20 protein-coding genes and 1 tRNA gene are annotated in these 21,136 nt (G+C 71.0%); 10 read left to right on the top strand and 11 right to left on the bottom strand.

The window, feature by feature from the left end; genetic code table 11:
• Positions 1-86: 86 nt before the first annotated feature.
• The 5 genes from RQG84_RS16200 to RQG84_RS16180 all read right to left on the bottom strand — a co-directional run bounded on the left by RQG84_RS16200 (position 87) and on the right by RQG84_RS16180 (position 4,448).
• Positions 87-491: a hypothetical protein gene (locus RQG84_RS16200; protein WP_311210857.1), complete on the bottom strand. Its 405-nt coding sequence runs from the start codon at positions 489-491 to the stop codon at positions 87-89.
• A 388-nt stretch (positions 492-879) separates the two neighbouring features.
• Positions 880-964, bottom strand: a tRNA-Ser gene (locus RQG84_RS16195).
• A gap of 64 nt (positions 965-1,028) precedes the next feature.
• A complete protein-coding gene (locus tag RQG84_RS16190; RefSeq protein ID WP_311210856.1) occupies positions 1,029-2,108 on the bottom strand; it encodes a hypothetical protein in 1,080 nt (359 codons plus the stop codon).
• Complete coding sequence (locus RQG84_RS16185) at positions 2,105-2,899, bottom strand: carbon-nitrogen hydrolase family protein (RefSeq protein ID WP_311210855.1); 795 nt, start codon at positions 2,897-2,899, stop codon at positions 2,105-2,107. The genes RQG84_RS16190 and RQG84_RS16185 overlap by 4 nt, the downstream gene beginning before the upstream one ends.
• A 76-nt stretch (positions 2,900-2,975) precedes the next feature.
• A complete protein-coding gene (locus RQG84_RS16180) occupies positions 2,976-4,448 on the bottom strand; it encodes a cryptochrome/photolyase family protein (protein WP_311210854.1) in 1,473 nt (490 codons plus the stop codon).
• 132 nt (positions 4,449-4,580) lie between these two features.
• On the opposite strand from RQG84_RS16180, the gene RQG84_RS16175 reads away from it, so the two are divergent.
• Positions 4,581-5,552, top strand: coding sequence for an NAD(P)H-quinone oxidoreductase (locus RQG84_RS16175; RefSeq protein WP_311210853.1), 972 nt, complete (start codon positions 4,581-4,583; stop codon positions 5,550-5,552).
• A gap of 4 nt (positions 5,553-5,556) precedes the next feature.
• On the opposite strand, the gene RQG84_RS16170 is transcribed toward RQG84_RS16175, so the two are convergent.
• Complete coding sequence (locus RQG84_RS16170; protein ID WP_311210852.1) at positions 5,557-6,714, bottom strand: acyltransferase family protein; 1,158 nt, start codon at positions 6,712-6,714, stop codon at positions 5,557-5,559.
• A 79-nt stretch (positions 6,715-6,793) separates the two neighbouring features.
• Between RQG84_RS16170 and RQG84_RS16165 the strand changes: the two genes are divergently transcribed.
• Positions 6,794-7,360: a bacterial proteasome activator family protein gene (locus RQG84_RS16165; protein ID WP_311210851.1), complete on the top strand. Its 567-nt coding sequence runs from the start codon at positions 6,794-6,796 to the stop codon at positions 7,358-7,360.
• Between the two features lie 35 nt (positions 7,361-7,395).
• A complete protein-coding gene (locus tag RQG84_RS16160; RefSeq protein ID WP_311210850.1) occupies positions 7,396-7,959 on the top strand; it encodes an HTH domain-containing protein in 564 nt (187 codons plus the stop codon).
• Between the two features lie 114 nt (positions 7,960-8,073).
• Here the strand turns inward: RQG84_RS16160 and RQG84_RS16155 are convergent, their stop codons facing one another.
• Both RQG84_RS16155 and serS read right to left on the bottom strand, forming a co-directional pair.
• Complete coding sequence (locus tag RQG84_RS16155; RefSeq protein WP_055961666.1) at positions 8,074-8,856, bottom strand: HAD family hydrolase; 783 nt, start codon at positions 8,854-8,856, stop codon at positions 8,074-8,076.
• The gene (serS, locus tag RQG84_RS16150) at positions 8,853-10,124 is read right to left on the bottom strand and encodes a serine--tRNA ligase (RefSeq protein ID WP_311210849.1); all 1,272 of its coding nucleotides are present in this window, start codon (positions 10,122-10,124) and stop codon (positions 8,853-8,855) included. The genes RQG84_RS16155 and serS overlap by 4 nt, the downstream gene beginning before the upstream one ends.
• Positions 10,125-10,364: 240 nt before the next feature.
• Between serS and RQG84_RS16145 the strand changes: the two genes are divergently transcribed.
• Positions 10,365-11,342, top strand: coding sequence for a hypothetical protein (locus tag RQG84_RS16145; RefSeq protein WP_311210848.1), 978 nt, complete (start codon positions 10,365-10,367; stop codon positions 11,340-11,342).
• 33 nt (positions 11,343-11,375) lie between these two features.
• Here RQG84_RS16145 and RQG84_RS16140 read toward each other — a convergent pair whose 3' ends face one another.
• Positions 11,376-12,062, bottom strand: a complete 687-nt coding sequence (locus RQG84_RS16140) for a TetR/AcrR family transcriptional regulator (protein WP_311210847.1) — start codon at positions 12,060-12,062, stop codon at positions 11,376-11,378.
• Positions 12,063-12,169: 107 nt separating this feature from the next.
• On the opposite strand from RQG84_RS16140, the gene RQG84_RS16135 reads away from it, so the two are divergent.
• The 6 genes from RQG84_RS16135 to RQG84_RS16110 all read left to right on the top strand — a co-directional run bounded on the left by RQG84_RS16135 (position 12,170) and on the right by RQG84_RS16110 (position 19,069).
• On the top strand, positions 12,170-12,949 hold the full coding sequence (locus RQG84_RS16135; protein WP_055961676.1) for an ABC transporter ATP-binding protein: 780 nt from the start codon (positions 12,170-12,172) through the stop codon (positions 12,947-12,949).
• Positions 12,946-13,830 carry an ABC transporter ATP-binding protein gene (locus tag RQG84_RS16130; RefSeq protein WP_311210846.1) on the top strand — a complete coding sequence of 295 codons (885 nt, stop codon included), beginning with the start codon at positions 12,946-12,948 and terminating at the stop codon, positions 13,828-13,830. The genes RQG84_RS16135 and RQG84_RS16130 overlap by 4 nt, the downstream gene beginning before the upstream one ends.
• Positions 13,827-15,668 carry an AMP-binding protein gene (locus RQG84_RS16125; protein WP_311210845.1) on the top strand — a complete coding sequence of 614 codons (1,842 nt, stop codon included), beginning with the start codon at positions 13,827-13,829 and terminating at the stop codon, positions 15,666-15,668. The genes RQG84_RS16130 and RQG84_RS16125 overlap by 4 nt, the downstream gene beginning before the upstream one ends.
• The gene (locus tag RQG84_RS16120) at positions 15,665-16,561 is read left to right on the top strand and encodes a branched-chain amino acid ABC transporter permease (RefSeq protein ID WP_311210844.1); all 897 of its coding nucleotides are present in this window, start codon (positions 15,665-15,667) and stop codon (positions 16,559-16,561) included. The genes RQG84_RS16125 and RQG84_RS16120 overlap by 4 nt, the downstream gene beginning before the upstream one ends.
• Positions 16,558-17,706: a branched-chain amino acid ABC transporter permease gene (locus RQG84_RS16115; RefSeq protein ID WP_055961685.1), complete on the top strand. Its 1,149-nt coding sequence runs from the start codon at positions 16,558-16,560 to the stop codon at positions 17,704-17,706. Before RQG84_RS16120 ends, RQG84_RS16115 begins: the two co-directional genes overlap by 4 nt.
• Before the next feature lie 76 nt (positions 17,707-17,782).
• Positions 17,783-19,069, top strand: coding sequence for an ABC transporter substrate-binding protein (locus RQG84_RS16110; RefSeq protein ID WP_311210843.1), 1,287 nt, complete (start codon positions 17,783-17,785; stop codon positions 19,067-19,069).
• A 168-nt stretch (positions 19,070-19,237) separates the two neighbouring features.
• Here the strand turns inward: RQG84_RS16110 and RQG84_RS16105 are convergent, their stop codons facing one another.
• Positions 19,238-19,915, bottom strand: coding sequence for a hypothetical protein (locus RQG84_RS16105; RefSeq protein WP_311210842.1), 678 nt, complete (start codon positions 19,913-19,915; stop codon positions 19,238-19,240).
• Between the two features lie 99 nt (positions 19,916-20,014).
• The gene (locus RQG84_RS16100; RefSeq protein WP_055961694.1) at positions 20,015-20,959 is read right to left on the bottom strand and encodes a DUF808 domain-containing protein; all 945 of its coding nucleotides are present in this window, start codon (positions 20,957-20,959) and stop codon (positions 20,015-20,017) included.
• Between the last annotated feature and the right edge of the window lie 177 nt (positions 20,960-21,136).

Genomic DNA, 21,136 nt, shown 5'->3' with positions numbered 1-21,136 from the left:
GTGCGAGACCTACCTCCGACCGCCGCGTTGGGTGCGACACCTACCTCTGACTGCCACCGGGCGCAGGGGCGGCGACGGTGCTCAGTTCAGCCGAAGCGGCGGTAGCCGTGCGCCGTGTTCAGCCGGTCGTGGACCTCGCGCACCAGCTCGGGGGCGCGCGCGCCGAACGTGGCGAGCGACAGGCGCAGCACGCGCTGGTCGTCTCCGGCCTCGTCGAGGGCCAGCAGCAGCAGGCCCTCGCGGACCGTCACGTCCTCCACGTCGACCCAGCGCTCGCGCGCCCGACGCGTCCGGATGCCGTGCTCGTCCAGACGCGCCACCACCGGCGGGCGCAGCACCACGAGCGCCGCGACCAGCACCGCGAGCACGGTCACGACGCCTGCGATCCACGACGACGCTACGAAGGCGATGAAGCCCGTGAACGCGGCCACGACGAACGCGACCCCAGCGATGGCCAGGGCAGGGGCACGGTCCAGGCGGTACGTGGTCATGGGTCCTTCGGGGGTCGGTACGGGCGAGGCCAATCTACTGGGGCGGACCCGGCGGGCGACGGAGTGCCGACGATGAGCAGAGGGGGCGGGACTCGCGGCGCCGCATCACCGCCGGTCGAGTCGTCGGAGCGGTGAGCGCCGGTGAGCTCGTCCCAGCATCGAGACCGCCCGCCGGCAGAGGGGGCGGGACTCGCGACCGACCGGCAGAGGGGGCGGGACTCCGTCGCCGCTCGTTCCTCGCGGCTCCTCCCCGAATCCGGAGCCCTCTGCAGATGAGCGCTTCGCGCGAATGGCAGAGGGGGCGGGACTCCGTCGCCGCTCGTCCCTCGCGGCGCCTCCCCGAATCCGCGAGCCCTCTGCAGAGGGAGGGCGCTCCGCGCCCGACCGGCAGAGGGGGCGGGATTCGAACCCGCGGTAGCTCTCGCTACGACCGCTTTCAAGGCGGTTCCGATCGGCCACTCCGGCACCCCTCCTCGGCGTCACCGCGGCCGAAGCCACGCCGACGCCACCGCCGATTCTCGCACTACTCGGGCGGTGCTACTTGAGAGGGGCGAGCCGTCCAGGCTCCGAGCGGGACGTCGGCTCCAGCGACCGCGACGCCCGCGAACCGCGCTGCCGCATCGCCACGTAGCGCGCCACCAGACCCACCACGACGCCCAGCACCACCGAGTACACCGTCGACAGGGCGATGTACGAAGGGTAGGCGCCCGGCGAGACCAACGACGTCGTCAGCACGCCCGTGCCCAGCACCGCGAACACCAGCACCCACCAGCCGTCACGACGCTTCGAGCGCAGCGACACCCCCACGATGAGCGCCGGGAACCCGATGAAGACCTCCACCGGACGCGGCACCCCACCGACCGTCTCGCGCATCCAGATGACGAAGTTCGTGATGCCCTCCACCACCGTCTCCGAGCCGTGCGTGCGCACGAAGCTGGAGTACGCCAGCAGAACCAGCAGCACCGCCGCCACGGCCGCGATGATCGCGATGTTCTGCTTGCCCAGCCCGTGCAGACCCGCCCCGAGGTTCCACACGAAGGCGATGGCCAGGGTCAGGGCCGCGGCGAGCACCACCAGGTTGAAGCGCTGGTAGGCCACGGGCGCGTTCCAGGCCGCGACGGCGAGCGTGCCGCTGAGCGCCACCGCCAGGGCGAGGACGAACTCCTTCAACGCCCCGATGGCGCTGCGAGCCGGCCGGGTGATCACCACAGCCCACACGCTGGCGAGGATCGCCGAGACCGCGGCGGCGCCCGCCACCAGCAGGTTCAGCTCCGTCACCACCGCCGACAGCGCCAGCACGCCCGACGCGACCGTCCAGATGCGCATGTGGCCACCGCCGCGGTGCGTCAGGCCGATACTGAACACCACGAGCAGCAGGGCCGCCCCCCACCGCTCGATCCAGGCCGGGTGCGGCACCGCCACCACGGCGGTGCCCGCGACCGCCACGCCCGCCACCCACGCCAGGAACGTGGCGGCGAAGGCGTAGCGCGCCGTGGTCGGCGACTCGAGCCGCGGCTGGCGGGTCGGGACGTCGTAGTCGGCCGGGACCGACGTGTCGAGCCGACGTCGTCCCGGCTGTGCCGACCCGCGCTGGGCGGCCTGCCGTGTGGGGGTCACGCGGGACCCATCCTGCGGTTGGCCAGCGAGGGGTTCACCTCACGTGCGCGGGCGACGTCGGCGAGGTCGAGGTCAGCCGTCACCAGATCGTCCTTTCCTGCATCCCCCTCGGCGAGGGTAGTGCCCCAGGCGTCGAGCACGAGGGAGTGCCCCGTGTAGCGCTCGCCACCCTGGGCCGCCGCCACCACGCCGACCACGTCCTCGACCGCGCGGGCCGCCAGGAGCGTGCGCCAGTGGTGCAGCTTGTGGTCGCCGGCCACCCAGGCCGCGGGCACCACGAACGCCTCGGCTCCGGCGTCGACGAGGGCCCGTCCCAGCTCGGGGAAGCGCAGGTCGTAGCAGGTCATGAGGCCGACCCGGGCCGACGAGCCGTCGGCCGTGGGGACGTCGACCGTCACGGGCTCCACGGCGCCGCCGCGCAGCCGGTCGGACTCGGCGTAGCCGAACGAGTCGTAGAGGTGGATCTTGCGGTACGTGGCCGTCAGGTCGCCGTCGGGGCCCAGCACGACGAGCGTGTTGTAGGGCAGGTCGTCGGTGCGCTCGAACAGGCCCGCCACCACGGTGGCGCCCAGCCGTCGGGCGTGGTCCGCGACCAGGTCGACGAACGGACCGTCGAGCGGCTCGGCCACGGCAGCCAGGTCGTGGTCGGGCGAACCGAAGTCGTGCATCGTCGCCTCGGGCAGCACCACCAGGTCGACCGCGGGCTCGAGAGCGGTCAGGCGTGCGTCGACGAGGCTCCGATTCTCGGCGGAGTCGATCGTCGACGCCAGCTGCACCGCGGCCACACGCATGCAACCCAGTGTGTCAGGACCGGTCTGAGAGGCCCATGAGACCGGCCGAGCCCCGCCGTTCCAGCCCTCTGCCCGCTCAGTCCTGGAGCCAGGGCGCGGCCGCGCGCGTGTGGCCCGCCTTCGTCGCCGGGTCCATCGCCTCGTAGGAGCGGGCCATCATGCGCGAGCGCGGGTTCGTGGCGAAGACGTCGAGGTGGTCGCGCACGAACGTCCAGTACAGGCCGTCCCACGCCTCGCACCAGTCACCCTTCGGCACGTCGGACATCCTCCGCAGGTAGGCCGAGCCCGACACGTACGGCTTGGTCGTGATCGCCGGCCCCGCCGCGAACTGGCTCATCGCGTAGACGTTGGGCACCATCACCCAGTCGTAGGCGTCGACGAACAGGGCCATGAACCACTCATAGGCCTCGTCGGGGTCGATGCGCAGCAGCGACATGGCGTTGCCGACCACCATGAGCCGCTCGATGTGGTGGGCCCAGCCGTCGTCGAGCACCCGCTGCACCACCAGGTCGACGGGGTCGAGCCCGGTCGTCGCGTCCCACCAGCCGCTCGGCAGCGACCTCGTGTGGGCCAGGTGGTTGGCGGTGCGCATGCGTCGGCCGTGGGTCACGTAGACGCCGCGCATGTACTCGCGCCAGCCGATGAGCTGGCGCACGAAGCCCTCCAGCGACGCCAGCGGCACGTCGTGCTCGTCGGCGTGGTCGAGCACCCGGCCCAGCACCTGCGCGGGCGACAGCAGGCCGACGTTGAGCGCCGGGGTCAGCACCGAGTGGAACACCGTGGCCGAGCGGGTCGTGATCGCGTCCTCGTACGGGCCGAACGTGTCGAGCCGCTCGGCCACGAACTCCTCGAGCATCGCCTCGGCCTCGGCGTGGTCGGTGGGCCAGGCGAAGCTCTCGAGCCGACCCGGCGCGTCGGGGAAGGCGCTCCGCACCCACGCGATCGCGTCGTCGACCTCCGCCACGCGCTCGGGCCGGGTCACGTCGGGCACGTCGACCGTCCTCGGCAGCTTCTTGCGGTTCTCCTCGTCGAAGGACCACTGCCCGCCGACCGGCTGGTCGCCGTCGACCAGGACGTCGAGGCGCGTGCGCTGCCAGGCGTAGAAGTGCTGCATGCGCGGCCGCTTCCCGCCCAGCTGTTCGCGCACCTGCTCGCGCGTGGTGAGGAAGTTCGGCGACTCCAGCCACTCCAGCTCCAGACCGACGTCGGCGGCGGTCGCGTCCAGGTCCTGCTCGAGCCAGTCGTCGACCACGTCGAACACGCTGACCGCGGCGGCACCCTCGAGCACGCGCACCAGGGCGGCGCGACTGGTGGTGCGGCCGTCGGTGCGGACCCAGGCGACGTCGTGCCCGGCGGACTCCAGCCGCTGCGCGAACCGCTCCATCGACGCCCGGTGCAGCACGAGCTTCTGCGCGTGGAACGCGTACTGGCGGAACAGCAGGTCGTGCTCCACCAGCACGAACGACGTGCCCGAAGGAGCGTCGAGGTGCTCGACGAACAGCTGGTGCGGCAGCACGAGGCGGACCGCGGACCCGGGGCGCTCGTTCACGGCCTCAACGCTAGAGCGGCACCGGCAGGGTCGCTCGCCCAACGCGTGGCCCGAGTCCTCGCCGGCAAGGCAACGGAGGGGGCCCGGGCGAGCGGCTCCCCGATCGTGTCGGGGGGCCGATAGCCTCGCTGCATGCGTGCTGTCGTCGTGCCCGAACCCGGTGGAGTCGAGGCCTTGCAGGTCGTCGACGTCGAGGCTCCCGAACCGGGGCCTGGCGAGGTGCTCGTGCGGGTCACCGCCGCGGGCGTCAACCGTGCCGACCTCATGCAGCGCCAGGGGTTCTACGACCCGCCGGAGGGCGCCACCCCGGTCCTGGGCCTCGAGTGCTCCGGCGACGTCGTGGCCCTCGGCGAGGGTGTCACCGAGTTCAGCAAGGGTGAGCACGTGGTGGCGCTGCTCTCCGGCGGCGGCTACGCCGAGTACGTGGCCGTGCCGGCCGGCCAGGTGGCCGTCGCACCGCGCGGGGTCGACCTGGTCGACGCCGCCGGACTCATGGAGGTCGCGGCCACCGTGTGGTCGAACGTGTTCATGATGGCCAAGCTCCAGCACGGCGAGACGCTCCTCGTGCACGGCGGCGCCAGCGGCATCGGCACCATGGCCATCCAGCTGGCCAAGGCCTTCGGGGCACGTGTCGTCGTCACCGTCGGCAGCGACGAGAAGGCCGCGTTCTGCCGCGAGCTGGGGGCCGACCTCGCCATCAACTACCGCGAGACCGACTTCGTCGACGCGCTCGACGAGGCCGGGCTCAAGGCCGACGTCATCCTCGACATCGTCGGCGCCAAGTACCTCGACCAGAACGTGCGCGCCCTCAACACCGCCGGCCGGCTGGTCGTCATCGGCCTGCAGGGCGGCGTGAAGGGCGAGCTGAACCTCAACCGGCTGCTCATGAAGCGTGCCGCGGTCATGGCCACGTCGCTGCGCGCCCGTCCCACCCAGGAGAAGGCGGCGATCGTGTCGGCGATGGTGGCCCAGGTCTGGCCGCTGGTGGCCGACGGCACCGTGCGCCCGATCGTGCACGCCCGGATGCCCCTCGACCAGGTGCGCGACGCCCACCAGGTGCTCGAGGACTCCAGCCACACCGGCAAGGTGCTGCTGACCGTCTGAGCCGTCAGAGGATCAGCTGCTGCGGGCCCGAGGGCTGGCGGTGCGGGTGGTGGCGCAGGTCGGCGTCGTCGGCCGGACCCTGCAGCGCCGTCGCGCGGGACGCCCCGGCCGACGCCCGCACCGTCGAGACGATGACGTCGGCCATGCGCTCGCCCACCCGACGCAGACCGGTGTCGAACGCCGGGTGCGCGAGCAGCGCGAGCGACGCGACCGTCATGAGCACCGCGATCGCCGACGCCGGCCACGCGTCGATGCCGCGGCCCTCGAACCACCACTGCGCCGCGAACACGAACGGCACGTGCAGCGCGTAGATCGCGAGGCTGCGGCGTCCGAGCACCTCGGCCACCCGCTGACGCCGCGGGACGAGCGCGAGCAGGGCGAGGGAGCACACGACCGCGGCCGCGAAGCAGACGACACGCACGGCGAGGGCGACGGCCGGCGAGTCGTGCATGGAGCCGGCCGTGTCGGCCCCGCGGTACCAGCGAGGGTCGACGCCCCAGACCAGCACGGCGCTCGTGACTCCGCCGAGCACCAGCACGGCGGGTCCGACGAGCGCGCTGCCCACGTCGGCGGTCCGGCGGAGCAGCGCCGGGCCGTAGAGGTGGCCCGCGACGAAGAAGGGCAGGTAGCAGGCCGCGCGCGCCCAGGCCACGACGTCGGTGTCGGCCACGGGTGCCGTGACGGCCACCAGGGAGACGAGCGTGGCGACCGGCAGCGCCGCGCGCCCGAGACGCTTCACGAGCGGCAGGGCGGCCAGCCACCACGCCATCGCCAGCAGGAACCACATGCCGTACACCGGGTGCACGAGCGTCTCGGGGGTGGCGTCCGCGCCCCGCAGGGTCAGGAGCGCGACCTGGAGCACGAGGTACAGCCCCACCATCTGGGCGATGCGGTGGGCGCGACGTCGGGTGCTGGCGGTGACGCCCGCCAGCAGCACGAACAACGGCATGTGGACGACGTAGAGGGCGGTGAGGACGGCGCGCTGCGGCTCGCTCGACCAGCCCGAGTACAGGCCGTCGGGTGCCTGTCCGCCGGACGTCTCGAGGAAGTGGCCCAGGACGACCCCGCAGATGAGCACGCCCTTGAGCACGTCGAGCCGCGGGTCGCGGCGTCGCGCGGGGGTCGACGTCGACCCGTTCCTGACCTCGCTCGTGGTGCTCATCCGCACGACTGAACCAGCCCCGCGAGCCGGTTTCAAACCGTGGCGGGCCGGTGTGGGCGGTCTCTCATAGGCTGGACGCATGAGTGAACCCGAGTCCGAGCCCCACCGGTCGACGCAGCTGTCGACGCCGTCGCCGCAGGTCATCGGCCCCGACGGCACCCCCGTCGAGGCCCCCGGCGCCGCGACCCCGGAGACGGCCCAGCGTGGGACCCCGCTGGGTGATCTCGTGGAGCAGCCGGCCAAGGTCATGCGTATCGGCGGCATGATCCGCCAGCTCCTCGACGAGGTGAAGGCCGCACCGCTCGACGACGCCAGCCGCACCCGGCTGCGCGAGATCCACCGCCAGTCCGTCAAGGAGCTCGAGGACGGTCTCGCCCCCGAGCTGGTGGCCGAGCTGCAGCGCCTGAGCCTGCCGTTCGAGGACGAGTCGCCGTCCGACGCCGAGCTGCGCATCGCCCAGGCCCAGCTCGTGGGCTGGCTCGAGGGACTGTTCCACGGCATCCAGGCCGCGCTGTACGCCCAGCAGGTGCAGGCACAGGCGCAGTTCCAGAACATGAGGCTCGCCCTGCCGCCGTCAAACGGTCCAGAAAGTGACCAAAGTACTGAGTCGGCACAAAACGGCCCTGCGGGCGGGATGTACCTCTAGTGTGACGCGAAAGGATGCGACCGGGAGAGGGACCCATGACCATCGTGACCGACACCGCGGCACCCCCGTGCACGCGTGAGCCGGTGTTCCGCGACGAACGCCTGTACGCAGGAGCCCACGAGCTCGACGCCGCATCGCGCGTCGGCCTGGGGGAGATCCTGGCGCAGGCCCACCGCCGGTGCGCGGGATGCCCCATGCTCGTCGACTGCCTGTACCGGGCGGTCGTCGAGGTCGACGTGTCGGGCTTCGTCGCCTGCACGACCGAGGCCGACCGCGCAAGCATCCGCGACAGCCTCGGCATCGTCGTCGACGCCAACCAGTCAGGCTCGTACGGCCCGGCCCGGCTCGGCGCCGGTCCCGTGAGCCACGAGGCCGTCCTGGCGGCGCGCAGCGCGCACCCGAAGGACACGTGCCAGCAGCTCGCCGAGCGGCTCGGCTGCTCCACGTCGACCATCAAGAGACACCTGCGGCGTGCCCGGGCCGAGGCCGAGCAGCAGGCGTCGGCGCTGGCCGCCGTGGCCGACCTGCCCCGACGCATCCCGTCGGTCGACGAGGTCCTCGACGCCTTCGACTCCCTGGAGTCCAGCCAGCTCGCCTGACCCGCCTCTCCTCGGCAGAGGTAGGTGACGCACCTGATCGGGCCGTCAGAGGTTGGTGACGCACCGAATCCGACGCCGGTGAGGTGCGAGACCTACCGCCCGCCGGACCGCGGGTCAGAGCCAGCGACGCAGCTCGTCGGCGAGACCGTCGTCGACCACGCTGCCCGTGACGTCGTCGGCGACGGCCTTCAGCTCGTCCGAGCCCTGGCCCATGGCCACGCCGCGACCCGCCCAGCGGAGCATGTCGTAGTCGTTCATGCCGTCGCCCACGGCCAGCACGTCGGCCTGGTCGACCCCCAGCCGCGCGCACACGACCTCCAGGCCGGAGGCCTTCGAGACGCCCTCGGGGGCGATGTCGAGCCAGGCCGTGTAGCCGATGTTGTAGTTGACCTCGTTGAGGCCCAGCCCGTGCACGAGCGCGCCGAACTCCTCGACGTCGTGCTCCGGTGCGCGGATGATGACACGCGTGACCGGCTCGGCCACCAGCTCGTCGACGTCCTGGATCTTCACGTCGCCACTGATCTCCCACTCCGGGAACGGCGCGCTGATCCGGTATCCGGTGCCGACCTCCTCGACCGCCACGAGCGCGTCGGGCACGTGCTCGAGCACCCGGCGGACGGCCTCGCTGGCATCGAACGTGACCGTGTGGATCACGTCGACCGGGCTGTAGGTGTGCACCACGGCGCCGTTGCTGGCCACGGCGATGCCGTCGTCGAGCCGCAGGTTCTCGGCGGCGTCGATCACCCCGGGGATGGCACGACCGGTGGAGATGACCACGTGCACGCCGGTGTCCTTCAGGGCGTGCACGGCGTCGCGGACCACGTCGGTCATCCGGTTCTCCCAGTCGACCAGGGTGCCGTCGACGTCGAGCGCGACGAGCTTCGGCCGCCAGGTCATGCGCCCGCCTTCGCGACCGGCTCCAGGACCTCGCCGAGGAACGGGTGCAGGGCCGCGGGCAGGCGGACCGACCCGTCGGCCTGCTGGCCGTTCTCGAGCAGGGCGACGATGATGCGCGGCATGGCGCACAGCGTGCCGTTCAGCGTGGCGGTGGGTTCGGTGCCGCCGTCGTCGAGCCGATTGCGGATGTCGAGGCGGCGGGCCTGGAACTGGGTGCAGTTCGACGCGGAGCTGACCTCGCGGTACTTGCCCTGGGTGGGGATCCACGCCTCGCAGTCGAACTTGCGCACCGCGGAGAGGCCGAGGTCGCCCGCGGCGACGTCGATGACCCGGTACGGAAGCTCGAGCAGGTCGAGCCACTCCTTCTCGAAGGCGAGGATCTGCTCGTGCTGGGCATAGGACTCCTCCAGCGACGTGCAGACGAACATCTCGACCTTGTCGAACCAGTGCACGCGCACGATGCCGCGGGTGTCCTTGCCGTGCGAGCCGGCCTCGCGGCGGAAGCACGGGCTGAACGCGACGTACTTCTTCGGGCCGTCGAGGATCTCGTCGGAGTGGTACGCCGCGAGCGGCACCTCCGACGTGCCCACGAGGTACAGGTCGTCCTTCTCGAGGTGGTAGACGTCGGCCGCGGCCTGTCCGAGGAAGCCCGTGCCCTCCATGGCGCGCGGCTTGACGAGCGCCGGCGGGATCATCGGCGTGAAGCCCCACGCGGCGGCCTTCTGCATGGCCAGCTGGGTGAGCGCCAGCTCCAGCTGCGCGCCGACGCCGGTGAGGAAGTAGAAGCGTGAGCCGCTGACCTTCGCGCCGCGCTCGACGTCGATGGCGCCGAGCAGCTGGCCGAGCTCGAGGTGGTCCTTCGGCTCGAAGCCCTCGGCCGCGAAGTCGCGGGGCGTGCCGACCTCCTCGAGGAGCACGAAGTCGTCCTCGCCTCCGGGTGGGGCGTCGGGCGCGGGGTTGGGCAGGGCCTTGAGCAGTGCGGTGAAGGCCTCGCCGGCCGCGGTCTGCTCGGCGTCGGCGGCCTTGACCTGGGCGCTCAGCTCCTTGGTGCGCGTGAGCAGCTGCTGCTTCTCGTCGCCCTGGGCCTGCGCGACCTGCTTGCCCATCGACTTCTGCTCGCTGCGCAGCGCCTCGAACGCGGCGATCGTGGAGCGTCGGCGCTCGTCGGCCTCGACCAGCGCGTCGACGATCGACGGGTCCTCCCCACGGCGTCGCTGCGCCTCTCGGATGGCCTCGGGGTCGTCTCGCAACAGCCTGGCGTCGATCACCCCGCCAGCCTATCCGGGCCCCTCCCGCCCCCTCCCCCCGGCGATGACTGGTCAGAGGTAGGTGACGCACCTGACGACGCCGCCGGAGGTAGGCCTCGCACCTGATGGGCTCACTGAGAGGTTCGAGACCTACCTCCAGCGCGTGCGTCTTCCCCACCCGCTCTCGCCCGACTCCGGTACTCGTCCACAGGGTTCCGGCGAGACATTCCCTGTCCGCCGGTCTAGCGCTGGGATGGCGACATGCCCCCGCGCGCACAGATCCCCGCCCCGCTCGCACAAGAGCCGTTCCACGTCCGCGAAGCGCTCGCGCTCGGCGTCTCGCACCGACGCCTCGCGGGCAAGGCCTACCGTCGACTCCTTCCGTCGATCTGGGCACCTGCCGACCTCGAGATGACCGAGGAACGCTGGTGGGTGGCGGCCCGCAAGTACGCGCCCGCCGACGCGCGCTTCACCGGCGCCACCCGGCTGCAGCAGCTGGGACTCGACCTCGGCCCGCACCGACCGCTGCAGATGGTCGTGGGTCGCGACCTGCATCGCGACTGCCCCGAGGTGTTCCTGCACCGCAGCGACGTCATGCCTGCGCACGACGACGTCGCCGTCAGTCCCGAAGCCGTGTTCGTCGAGGTGTGCCGTTGGTTCACGGTCCTCGATGCGGTGGCCGCCGGGGACTGGCTGATCAAGCAAGGCCTCCTGAGCCCCGAGGTCCTCGCGCGCCTCTGCCACGACGAGCCCTGGCGCGACGGAGCGGAGCAGGCGCGGTGGGTCGCACGACTCCTCGACGGCCGCTCCCGATCGGTCCCTGAGAGCCATGTCCGGCTCTACTTCCAGGCGGCCGGGCTGCCGCGGCCTGAGGTGAACGTGCCGGTCGATGTCGCCGGCACCCTGCTCACTCCGGACTGGTGGTGGCGGTTGTTCCGCGTCGCCTCCGAGTACGAGGGAAGTCAGCACCAGACCCACCGCGGTCAGTACGTCGCCGACATCGACCGGTACCAGCTGTACCGCTCGGCGGACATCGAGTACCGCCAGATCACACGCGAGCTGAAGGCGACGCCCCGCACGGTGGTACGTCGGGTGCATGAGGCCCTCGTCGCGGGCGGGTACTCGGGACCGTCGCCCAGGTTCGGCGTCGCGTTCCAGGCGTTGAACCGCACGCCTCGCGAGGCGATGGCCGCCGCGCCCGACTTCACCGTGTGGACGCCGGTCGCTCCGCGGCGGTAGGTCTCGCACCTTTCAGCGGACCCATCAGGTGCGTCACCTACCTCTGACCAGTCGGACAGGTGCGCCACCTACCTCTGACGAGTCGGGGCGGGTGGGGTCAGGGGGAGGAGAGGAGGAGAGGAGGGCGCGGACGGTGTGGAGCATGGCGGCGTGGGCGGCGGCGACGGAGCGGTCGAGGTCGTCGCGCAGGAGGGACCAGGCGTTCCACGACGTCGCCGCGACGAGGGCGTCGAGCAGGGCCGCAGGGTCGGAGCAGACGTCGAGCTCACCGGCGAAGGCCTGCTCGATGTCGTGCACCACCCGTTCCACGTGACCGAGCCGGCTCGAGCGCAACGTCGGCGAGAACGGCTCCTTCAGCTGCGCTGCGCGGGCTGCGGGCGAGATGTTCTCGAGCCGACGTGCCCGCTCGGCGCAGAAGCGCTCGATGCGCTCGGGCAGCGGGGCCGACGGGTCGACCTCGCCGCGCAGGGCCGAGTCCTGCTCGAACCAGTAGCCGGTCGTGGCCTGGAGCAGCCCCTCCATGTCGCCGAAGGAACCCCACAGCGTGCGCACCGAGACACCGGCGCGCTCCGCCACCTGGGCCGCGGTGGGCAGCAGGTCGCCTCCGCGGATCAGCTCCGCGTGCGCCTCGACGATGGCCCGACGGGTCCGGTTGCCGCGCGCCACCCGTCCGTCCCGCTGCTCCCGCTCCGGGAGCGGCGACGCCTCTGGTCGACTCACGCAACCATCATGCACCCCGAGTGAACATTCACACCAGGTGCATATTGCTTGTGACCCACGTCATGGCCTAGGTTCGCCGCAACCCCGCAGCCGACGAGAGGGAACCTGTGCTGGCGGTCAAGAACCTGGAAGTCGTCTACAACGACGTCGTCCTCGTGCTGCGTGGCGTGAGCCTGCAGGTGCCCCGCGGCAGCATCGTCGCCCTGCTCGGAGCCAACGGCGCCGGCAAGACGACGCTCCTGCGCGCACTCTCCGGGCTGCTCGACGTGCACGACGGCGCCATCACGAAGGGCCAGGTCACGCTCGACGACGTCCCCCTGCACACGCTCACCGCGCCGAAGATCGTGGCGGCGGGCCTCGGGCAGGTCCTCGAAGGACGCCGGGTCTTCTCGGAGTTCAGCGTCGAGGAGAACCTCAAGGTCGGCGGTCACACCCGCAAGGGCAGCCTGAACGACGCCGTCGAGGAGGTCTACGAGCTGTTCCCGGTGCTGCGCGAACGCCGACGCAACATCGCCGGCTACCTGTCCGGCGGCGAGCAGCAGATGCTGGCCATGGGCCGTGCTCTCGTGGCCAAGCCCGACTACCTGCTCCTCGACGAGCCGAGCCTGGGCCTCGCCCCGCGCATCGTGCAGCAGATCAAGGACATCGTGGTCGAGATCAACCGACGCGGCACGACCGTGCTGCTCGTGGAGCAGAACGCCACCATGGCGCTGTCGATCGCGAGCCACGGGTACGTGCTCGAGCACGGCAAGGTCGTCATGGACAAGCCGGCCGCCGAGCTGCTCGCCGACGACGACATCCGCGACTTCTACCTGGGGCGCGGAGAGCTCGCGACCTCCTACCGCGAGGTCAAGCACTACAAGCGACGCAAGAGGTGGCTCTCGTGACCCACTCGCTCACCGAACCCACGCCCCGCCCCGACGCCGGCGCCACGGCCGAGCCGGTCGTCAGCCTGCGCGGCGTCGAGCTGGCGTTCGCCGGGGTCAAGGCGCTGCAGGGCGTCGACCTCGACGTGCACCACGGCGAGCTGTTCGCCGTGATCGGCCCCAACGGCGCCGGCAAGACGTCGATCTTCAACGTGCTCTCGGGCGTGTACCGACCCCAGAAGGGGTCGGTCACGTTCCTCGGGCAGGAGATCCTCGGCTCCAAGCCGCACGCGATCGCCGCGATGGGCATGGCGCGCACGTTCCAGAACATCGAGCTGTTCGCCAACCTCGACGTCGTCGACAACCTCATGCTCGGGCGCCACCACGCGCTCGGCTACGGCTGGCCGTCGGCGCTCGCCTGGCTCGGCCGCGCCCGCAAGGCCGAGGTGCGCAACCGCCGCGAGGTCGAGGAGATCATCGACTTCCTCGAGATCGAGGCCTACCGCCAGCTGCCCGTCGGGATGCTGCCGTACGGCGTACAGAAGCGCATCGAGCTCGGCCGCGCCCTGGCCATGGACCCCAAGCTCCTGCTGCTGGACGAGCCGGTCGCCGGCATGAACGGCGAGGAGACCGAGGACATGGCCCGGTTCATCCTCGACGTCGCGAGCGAGCTCGGCATCGCCATGATCCTCGTCGAGCACGACATGGGCCTGGTCATGGACCTGGCCGACCGGGTGATGGCCATGGACTTCGGCAAGCCGATCACCACGGGCACGCCCGCCGAGGTGCAGGACCACCCGGGCGTGATCGCCGCCTACCTGGGCGTCGGCGACGACACCCCCCTGTCCGACGACGCCCCGTCCGAGGCCAGCACCGACTTGAGCACAGGAGAGCAGCGATGAGCCGCCCGACGCTGGCGCAGGCCGTGCGCGAACGCTCCGTCACCGGCCCCGACGCCGTCGCGATGCGTGAGAAGAACCTCGGTCTCTGGGAGGAGATCACCTGGGCCGACTACTGGGAGCAGTCGGTGCTCGTGGGACACGCCCTCCTCGCCGCCGGCGTGCAGGTCGGCGACCGCGTGGCCGTGCACAGCGAGAACCGGCCCGAGTGGTTGTTCTGCGACGTCGGCATCACCGCGGTCCGCGCGGCCACGGTGGGCCTGTACACGACGAACCCGGCGCCCGAGGTGCTGCACGTGCTGCGCGACTCCGGCTCGTCGCTGCTCATCGCCGAGGACCAGGAGCAGCTCGACAAGGCGCTCGGGGTGATCGAGGACCTGCCCGAGCTGCGGACGATCGTGTACCTCGACCCGCGCGGCATCCGGGGCCGCTACGACGACCGACGACTCGTCTCGTGGGACGACTTCATGGCCGCGGGCCGTGCGCACGCGCAGGAGCACCCGGGCGCGGTCGAGTCGCTCGTCGACGCCGCACAGCCCGACGACCTCGCCACCCTCGTCTACACGTCGGGCACCACGGGTCCGCCGAAGGGCGCCATGCTCTCGACCGGCAACATCGCCTGGGTCGTGGAGCGGCTGCGCACCGACGCGCTCATCGACCCCGCCGCGAACGAGAAGGACCTCGCGGTCTCGTACCTGCCCCTGTGCCACGTGGCGGAGCGCCTGTTCACGGTGTGGACGAGCGCTGCGTCGGGCGTGCAGATGAACTTCGCCGAGTCGATCGACACGGTGCAGGTGGCGCTGCGCGAGATCCAGCCGACGCTGCTGTTCGGCGTCCCCCGCATCTGGGAGAAGCTGGTGGCCGGCGTGCAGATCCGGATGTCGGGCGCCTCGCGGCTCAAGCGCGCCAACTTCGCGCTCTGGATGAGGGTCTCGCGCTGGATCGGCCGCACCCTCGTGGCCAACCGCGGCCGGCACACCCTGGCCACCCGCGTGGCCTACTCCGTCGGCTGGGTCTTCCTCTACCGTGCGCTGCGCGAGCGGCTCGGGCTGTCGAAGGTGCGGTACGCCGCGTCCGGCGCCGCGCCCATCGCCCCCGAGGTGCTGGAGTTCTTCATGGGCCTGGGCCTGCCGATGCACGAGGTGTACGGCATGACCGAGAACAGTGCGATCGCCACCGCCAACCGCCGCGGCCGGGTCCTGCTCGGCACCGTCGGCGAGCCGCAGGACGGCATCGAGCTGCGCATCGACGACGAGACCGGCGAGATCCTCACCCGGCACGAGGGCACCTTCGCCGGGTACTGGAACAACCCCGAGGCCACGGCCTCCACGGTCGACGCCGACGGCTGGCTGCACACGGGTGACGTCGGCGAGTGGGTCGACGGCACGTACGTGCGCATCACCGACCGGCTGAAGGACATCATCATCACCGCGGGCGGCAAGAACATCGCCCCGAGCGAGATCGAGAACAGCCTCAAGGCGTCGCCGTACGTCAAGGAGGCCATCGTCATCGGCGACCGGCGCAAGTACCTGACCGCCCTCATCGGCATCGAGCTCGACACCGTGGGCGACTGGGCGCAGCGCCAGAAGATGCCGTTCACCACGTACCGCGACCTCAGCCAGAAGCCGGAGGTCCGCGCCCTCGTGCAGAAGGTCGTCGACGAGACCAACACCAAGTTCGCCAGCGTCGAGACGATCAAGGCCTTCGCGCTGCTGCCGAAGGAGCTCGACCACGACGACGGCGAGCTGACGGCCACGCAGAAGGTGCGCCGCTCGGCCGTGACGGCCCAGTTCGAGGACCTCATCGACCAGCTGTACGCAACTGACCGGAGCCGCGCATGACCGAGTTCCTGCAGGCCGTGCTGAACGGTGTGGGCCAGGGTGCGATCTACGCCCTCCTGGCGCTGGGCTACGTCATGATCTACAAGGCCACGAAGGTCATCAGCTTCGCCCAGCCGGCGCTCATGATCATCGGTGGTCTGTTCACCTACCACTTCACGGTCGAGTTCGGCCTGCCGTTCTGGATCGGCATGCTCCTCGGCATCGCCTGCGGCGCGCTCGTCGGCATGCTGGTCGAGCGCGTGGCCCTGCGCCCCATGGTGGGCAAGCCGGTCTTCACGCTGGCGATCATCACGATCGGCATCGACATCGTGCTGCGCATCGTGGCCAACCGCTACATCGGCGCCCAGCCCAAGATCGTCACCTACCCCAGCGGCAGCGAACGGCTGGAGCTGTTCGGGCTGTCGATCTCCTACCAGCGGATCGGGCTGATCGCGGTCACGGCGCTGTGCGTCGTGGGCCTCGTCGTCTTCTTCCGCGCCACCCGCACCGGCCTGGCCATGCGGGCCACGGCGATCGACCAGGAGACGGCCCTCGCCCAGGGCATCCGCGTGGGCACGATCTTCGCGATCGCCTGGGGCATCGCCGGTGGCCTCGCCGCCATCGCCGGGACCTTCGTGGCCGCCGGCGCGGCGGGCATCGAGCAGACCAGCTGGACGATCGCGCTCAAGGCGCTGCCGGCGATCATCATCGGCGGCCTCGACAGCGTGCAGGGTGCCGTGATCGGTGGGCTCGCGGTCGGGATCGTCGAGGCGATCACCGCCACCTACCAGCCGGAGTACGCACCGTGGCTGGGCACCAACTTCGCCCTCGTCGTCCCCTACGCCCTCATGTTCGTGGTGCTGCTGGTCAGACCGTACGGGCTCTACGGCACCAAGGAGGTGGAGCGGGTATGAGCATCACGTCCCCGTTCCGACGCGGCGGCCTGCGCAGCCGTCCGCTCGCGCGCACCGACTACGCGCAGGACATCGCGCTCGTCAACACGCCCGGCAAGCGACGCTCGCTCGTCGTCATCCTGGTGCTCTCGTTCCTGCTGCCGTTCCTGGTCGCCGACGACCTGCTGCAGGTGCTGGCGCTCGGCATGATCTCCGCGGTCGGCGCCATCGGGCTGAACCTCGTGACCGGGTATGCCGGACAGGTCTCGCTCGGGCACGCGTTCTTCATCGGCCTGGGTGCCTACACGGGCGCCGTGCTGGGAGGGAACCCCGACGGACCGGTGCTCGGCTACGGGCTGCCGATGTGGATCTGGCTGCCGGCCGCCGGCGTCGTCGCCGCCGTGGCCGGGCTGGTCGTCGGGCCCATCGCGGTGCGGCTGCGCGGCCTCTACCTGGCCATCGTGACGCTCGGGATCGTCTTCATCGGCGACCACGTGTTCCGCAACGCCCGCGACATCACCGGCGGCGCCGGCGTGGGCCGACGTGGCGCCGAGCTGGAGCTGTTCGGCATCGACTTCGCCCAGGCCGGGCCGCTGCTCGGCATGGAGATGTCGCGCGAGCAGAAGCAGTTCTTCCTCGGGCTCGTGTTCCTCATCGTGTTCGCGATCATCGGCCGCAACATCGCCCGCTCGGGCGTGGGTCGCGCGTTCGGTGCCATCCGCGACCGCGACGTCGCTGCGGCCGTCATCGGGGTGGCACTCACGAAGTACAAGGTCATGGCGTTCGCGATGAGCTCGTTCTTCGCCGGCGTCACGGGCGCCCTCTACTTCGCCGTGGTCGGCGTCTTCGAGCCCGGGGCCTTCAGCCTGCTGCTGAGCATCCAGTACCTCGCGATGATCCTCATCGGCGGCGTGGCGACGATCAGCGGCTCGATCATGGGCGCGATGTTCATCGCGCTGCTGCCGCGGATCTCCACTGAGATCGCCCACTACGTGCCGCTGATCAGCACGAGCGCCGTCGGCGGCGGCCTGCTGACGGTCTTCCAGCTCGAGGCGATCATCTACGGCGCCCTCATCGTCTTCTTCCTCGTGTTCGAGCCCCGCGGCCTCTTCGGCATCTGGATGCGGGTGCGGAACTACTGGAAGGGGTGGCCCTTCTCCTACTGATGTCGGTCCCCCGCACCTGCGGGAATCCCCCGAACGAGGTCGCACGACGCGCCTCGCCACCCTCGAAAGGAACGTCATGAGAATCTCTCGACACCTGCTGCGCGCCGGCGTCGGTGCCGCGGTGGCGGCACTCGTGCTCACCGGTTGCCGCAGCTCCGGCGGCAGCGACTCGGCCGCCGACGGCATCACCGACGAGGCCTGCCCGCAGGCCGTGAACGACGACAACGGCTGCATCTACCTGGGCGTGATCTCCGACCTCACCAAGGGCCCGTTCGCCCCGCTCGCCGTGCCCATCACGGACGCGCAGAAGGCGTTCTGGCAGAAGGTCAACGAGGACGGCGGCGTCGGCGGCTACGACGTGGACGTGACCAAGTACGTCCAGGACGCCGAGTACAACCCCGAGATCCACAACCGCAAGTACCAGGAGATCCGCAAGGACATCCTGGCGCTGGGCCAGACGCTCGGCTCGTCGCAGACCCTCGCGATCCTGGAGGACATGAAGGCCGACGACGTGATCGGCGTGCCGGCCTCGTGGAACTCGGCCTGGGAGTTCGAGGACCAGATCCTGGAGAGCGGCGCCAACTACTGCTTCGAGGCCATGAACGGCGTCGACTGGGCCGTCGAGAACCGCGACGTCGCGGGCAAGATCGCCGCCGTCGGCTACGACAACGACTACGGCGGAGACGCCGCAGCCGGCGTCAAGGCCGCGGCCGAGGCCAACGACCTCGAGTACGTCGAGATCAAGGCACCGCCCGGCCAGGACCAGCAGGCCGAGACGGTCGCGTCGGTGCTCCGTGAGGATCCCGACCTCCTGGTGATCTCGACCGGTCCGGCCGAGATGGCTGCGATCGTCGGCGGTGCTGCGGCCGAGGGCTTCGACGGGACCGTCGTCGGCTCCAGCCCCACCTGGAACCCGGCGCTGCTGCAGTCCGCGGCCGCTCCGGCCATCGAGGCGCTGTACTTCCAGGCGGGCCCGTGGGGTCCGTTCGGCACCGACACCCCGGGCCACGAGGCCATGCGCGAGGCCCTGGGCGACGTGACGCCGAGCGACGGCTACACGGCCGGCTGGGCCTGGAGCTACCCGCTCCTCGCAGCCCTGAAGCAGGCCGACGAGGACGGTGGCATCACCCGCGAGAGCCTCGTCGAGGCCGCGAAGTCGCTCGAGGAGGTCGACTACGAGGGCATGCTGCCCAACGAGGCCGGCAAGAACACGGGCGAGCCCGCGGAGTCGGCGTTCCGATCGAGCGTCATCAGCAAGGTCGACAAGGACGCCCCCACGGGCGTGTCGCTCGAGCAGGACCTCACCACGGGTCCCACGGCGGAGGGCTACGACTTCTCCAAGCCGTGCTTCAGCCTGCAGTGACCTGACGCGAAGGGGCCCGGACCATGGCGGTCCGGGCCCCTTCGTCGTTCCCATCGGCCTCGCGATTCCCATCACCTGATGGGAATCGCGAGCTCACCACGGTTCTCTGCCACTCACCCTCGGATGCCCTCCGAGGTGAGCGGGGGATTCCCATGGTGGGTGGAGGGATCAGGAGATGGTGCCCTTGCCCTCACCCTCGACGCGGTCGTCGTGCAGGAGCTCGCCCTCGGCGTCGACCGGCGTGTAGCGCACCTCGATCTCGAGCTCGGTGCCCTTCTCGTAGCGGAAGTTCTCGCCGTAGGCGAAGGTCTCGCCCTTGCCGAGCGTGTACACGGCGGGGTCGGCGATCTCGGACACGCCCAGCGTCTGCACGTCCTGCTCCTCGTAGAGCGCGCTGTCGGTGATGCCGTCCATGCCCTGCAGGTACGGCCAGTCGACGTAGCGCGACTCGACGTCGACCAGCGAGGAGCCCAGGTCGATCGGATCGCCGTTGTTGGTCACCACGTAGTTGACGAAGACGATCTCGTCGCCCTCGTCGATGATCGGCTCGTTCTTCTCGGGGTCGACGAAGTTGCCGGTCTTGGTGGCCTTGGCGGTGCCCACCTGGTAGACGTCGACGGTCACGTCGCCCGCCTCGACGGTGGCGATCTTCTCGCCCGGGGTGGTGAACGGCTTGGCCCAGGCCGGTGAGCCCTCGGTGGCCGCCGGGGCGTCCTCCGTGGCCTCCTCGCTCGGTTCGGAGGCGGCCGACGTCGGCTCGCTCTCGGGCTCGTCGGAGCCGCAGGCGCTCAGGCCCAGCAGCGCGATGGTGGCGACGGCGGCGATGCCCGCGCGACGGATGGTCATGGTGTCTCCCGATTGTTGAGTGTTCTTCCCACTCAGGACCCTAGCGGTCGGGAACGCCGCACGTGACCACGGCCGTCGGGCCGAGGCATGACCCTCGTGTCAGTGGGCGGCCGCGCCGCGCCGGCGCGGTACGAGGTGCAGCACCGCCACCACCACGGCACCGACGACGAGGCCGATGACCGCGGAGAAGAAGGTGTTGGTGAGCCACGCCAGCACGGAACCGAGGCCGCCGGAGACGGCGTCGTGCACGGCCTCCTCGGCGTGGTGCACGAGGTCGTAGAGGGCGTGCCAGCCGAGGTCGTCGGTGCCGACGAGCAGGATGTGCCCGCCGACCCAGAGCATGGCGACGACGCCCACCGTGGCGAGCGTGGCGAGGACCTTGGGCATGGCCTTGACCAGACCGCGGCCGACCTTCTGCGCCACGCTCGAGGTGCGCTCGGTGAGGGCGAGGCCGACGTCGTCCATCTTCACGATGAGCGCGACCACGCCGTAGACGAGCGCCGTGATGCCGATGGCCACCACGACCAGGATGACCGCACGGGAGACGAACGCCTCCTCGGCGACCTCGTTGAGCGCGATCACCATGATCTCGGCCGACAGGATGAAGTCGGTGCGCACGGCGTTGGAGACCACCGTGGCCTCCTGGTCCTCGCCCTGGGACGACGACGGCTCCTCGGGCGGGTGGTGACCGGAGACCTTCTCCCAGAGCTTCTCGGCGCCCTCGAAGCACAGGTACGTGCCGCCCAGCATGAGGATCGGCGTGAGCAGCCACGGCGCGAACTGGCTGAGCAGCAGCGCCGCGGGGAGGATGACGAGCAGCTTGTTGCGCAGCGACCCCTTCGCGATCCGGCCGATGACCGCCAGCTCGCGCTTCGGGTCGAGCCCGTGCACGTAGCGCGGGGTGACGGCGGTGTCGTCGACGACCACACCGGCGGCCTTCGCGCTGGCGCGCCCCGCCGCGGCACCGACGTCGTCGATGGACGCGGCAGCCAGCCGCGCCAGGGCGGCGACGTCGTCGAGGAGCGCGACGAGTCCGCCGGCCATCAGAGAGCTCTCACTGCAGTCATGGGAAAAGGGTAGGTGGTCGGCGGGGGTACGGCCTGTGCTGCTGTGGTTCCGCGTCTGGGTGGGGGTCCGCTGCTGCGGGGGTGGGGGCGCCGGTGTGGCTCCTCGGTGGGGTGGGGCTGCGTCGGCGTGGCTCCTCGGTGGGGTGGGGCTGCG

The sequence above is a fragment of the Aeromicrobium sp. WCS2018Hpa-31 genome (genome assembly GCF_031843905.1).
GTDB lineage: Bacteria > Actinomycetota > Actinomycetes > Propionibacteriales > Nocardioidaceae > Aeromicrobium.
Note: the sequence above shows the minus strand (reverse complement) of the source record. Positions and strands in the feature narration are given on the sequence as shown.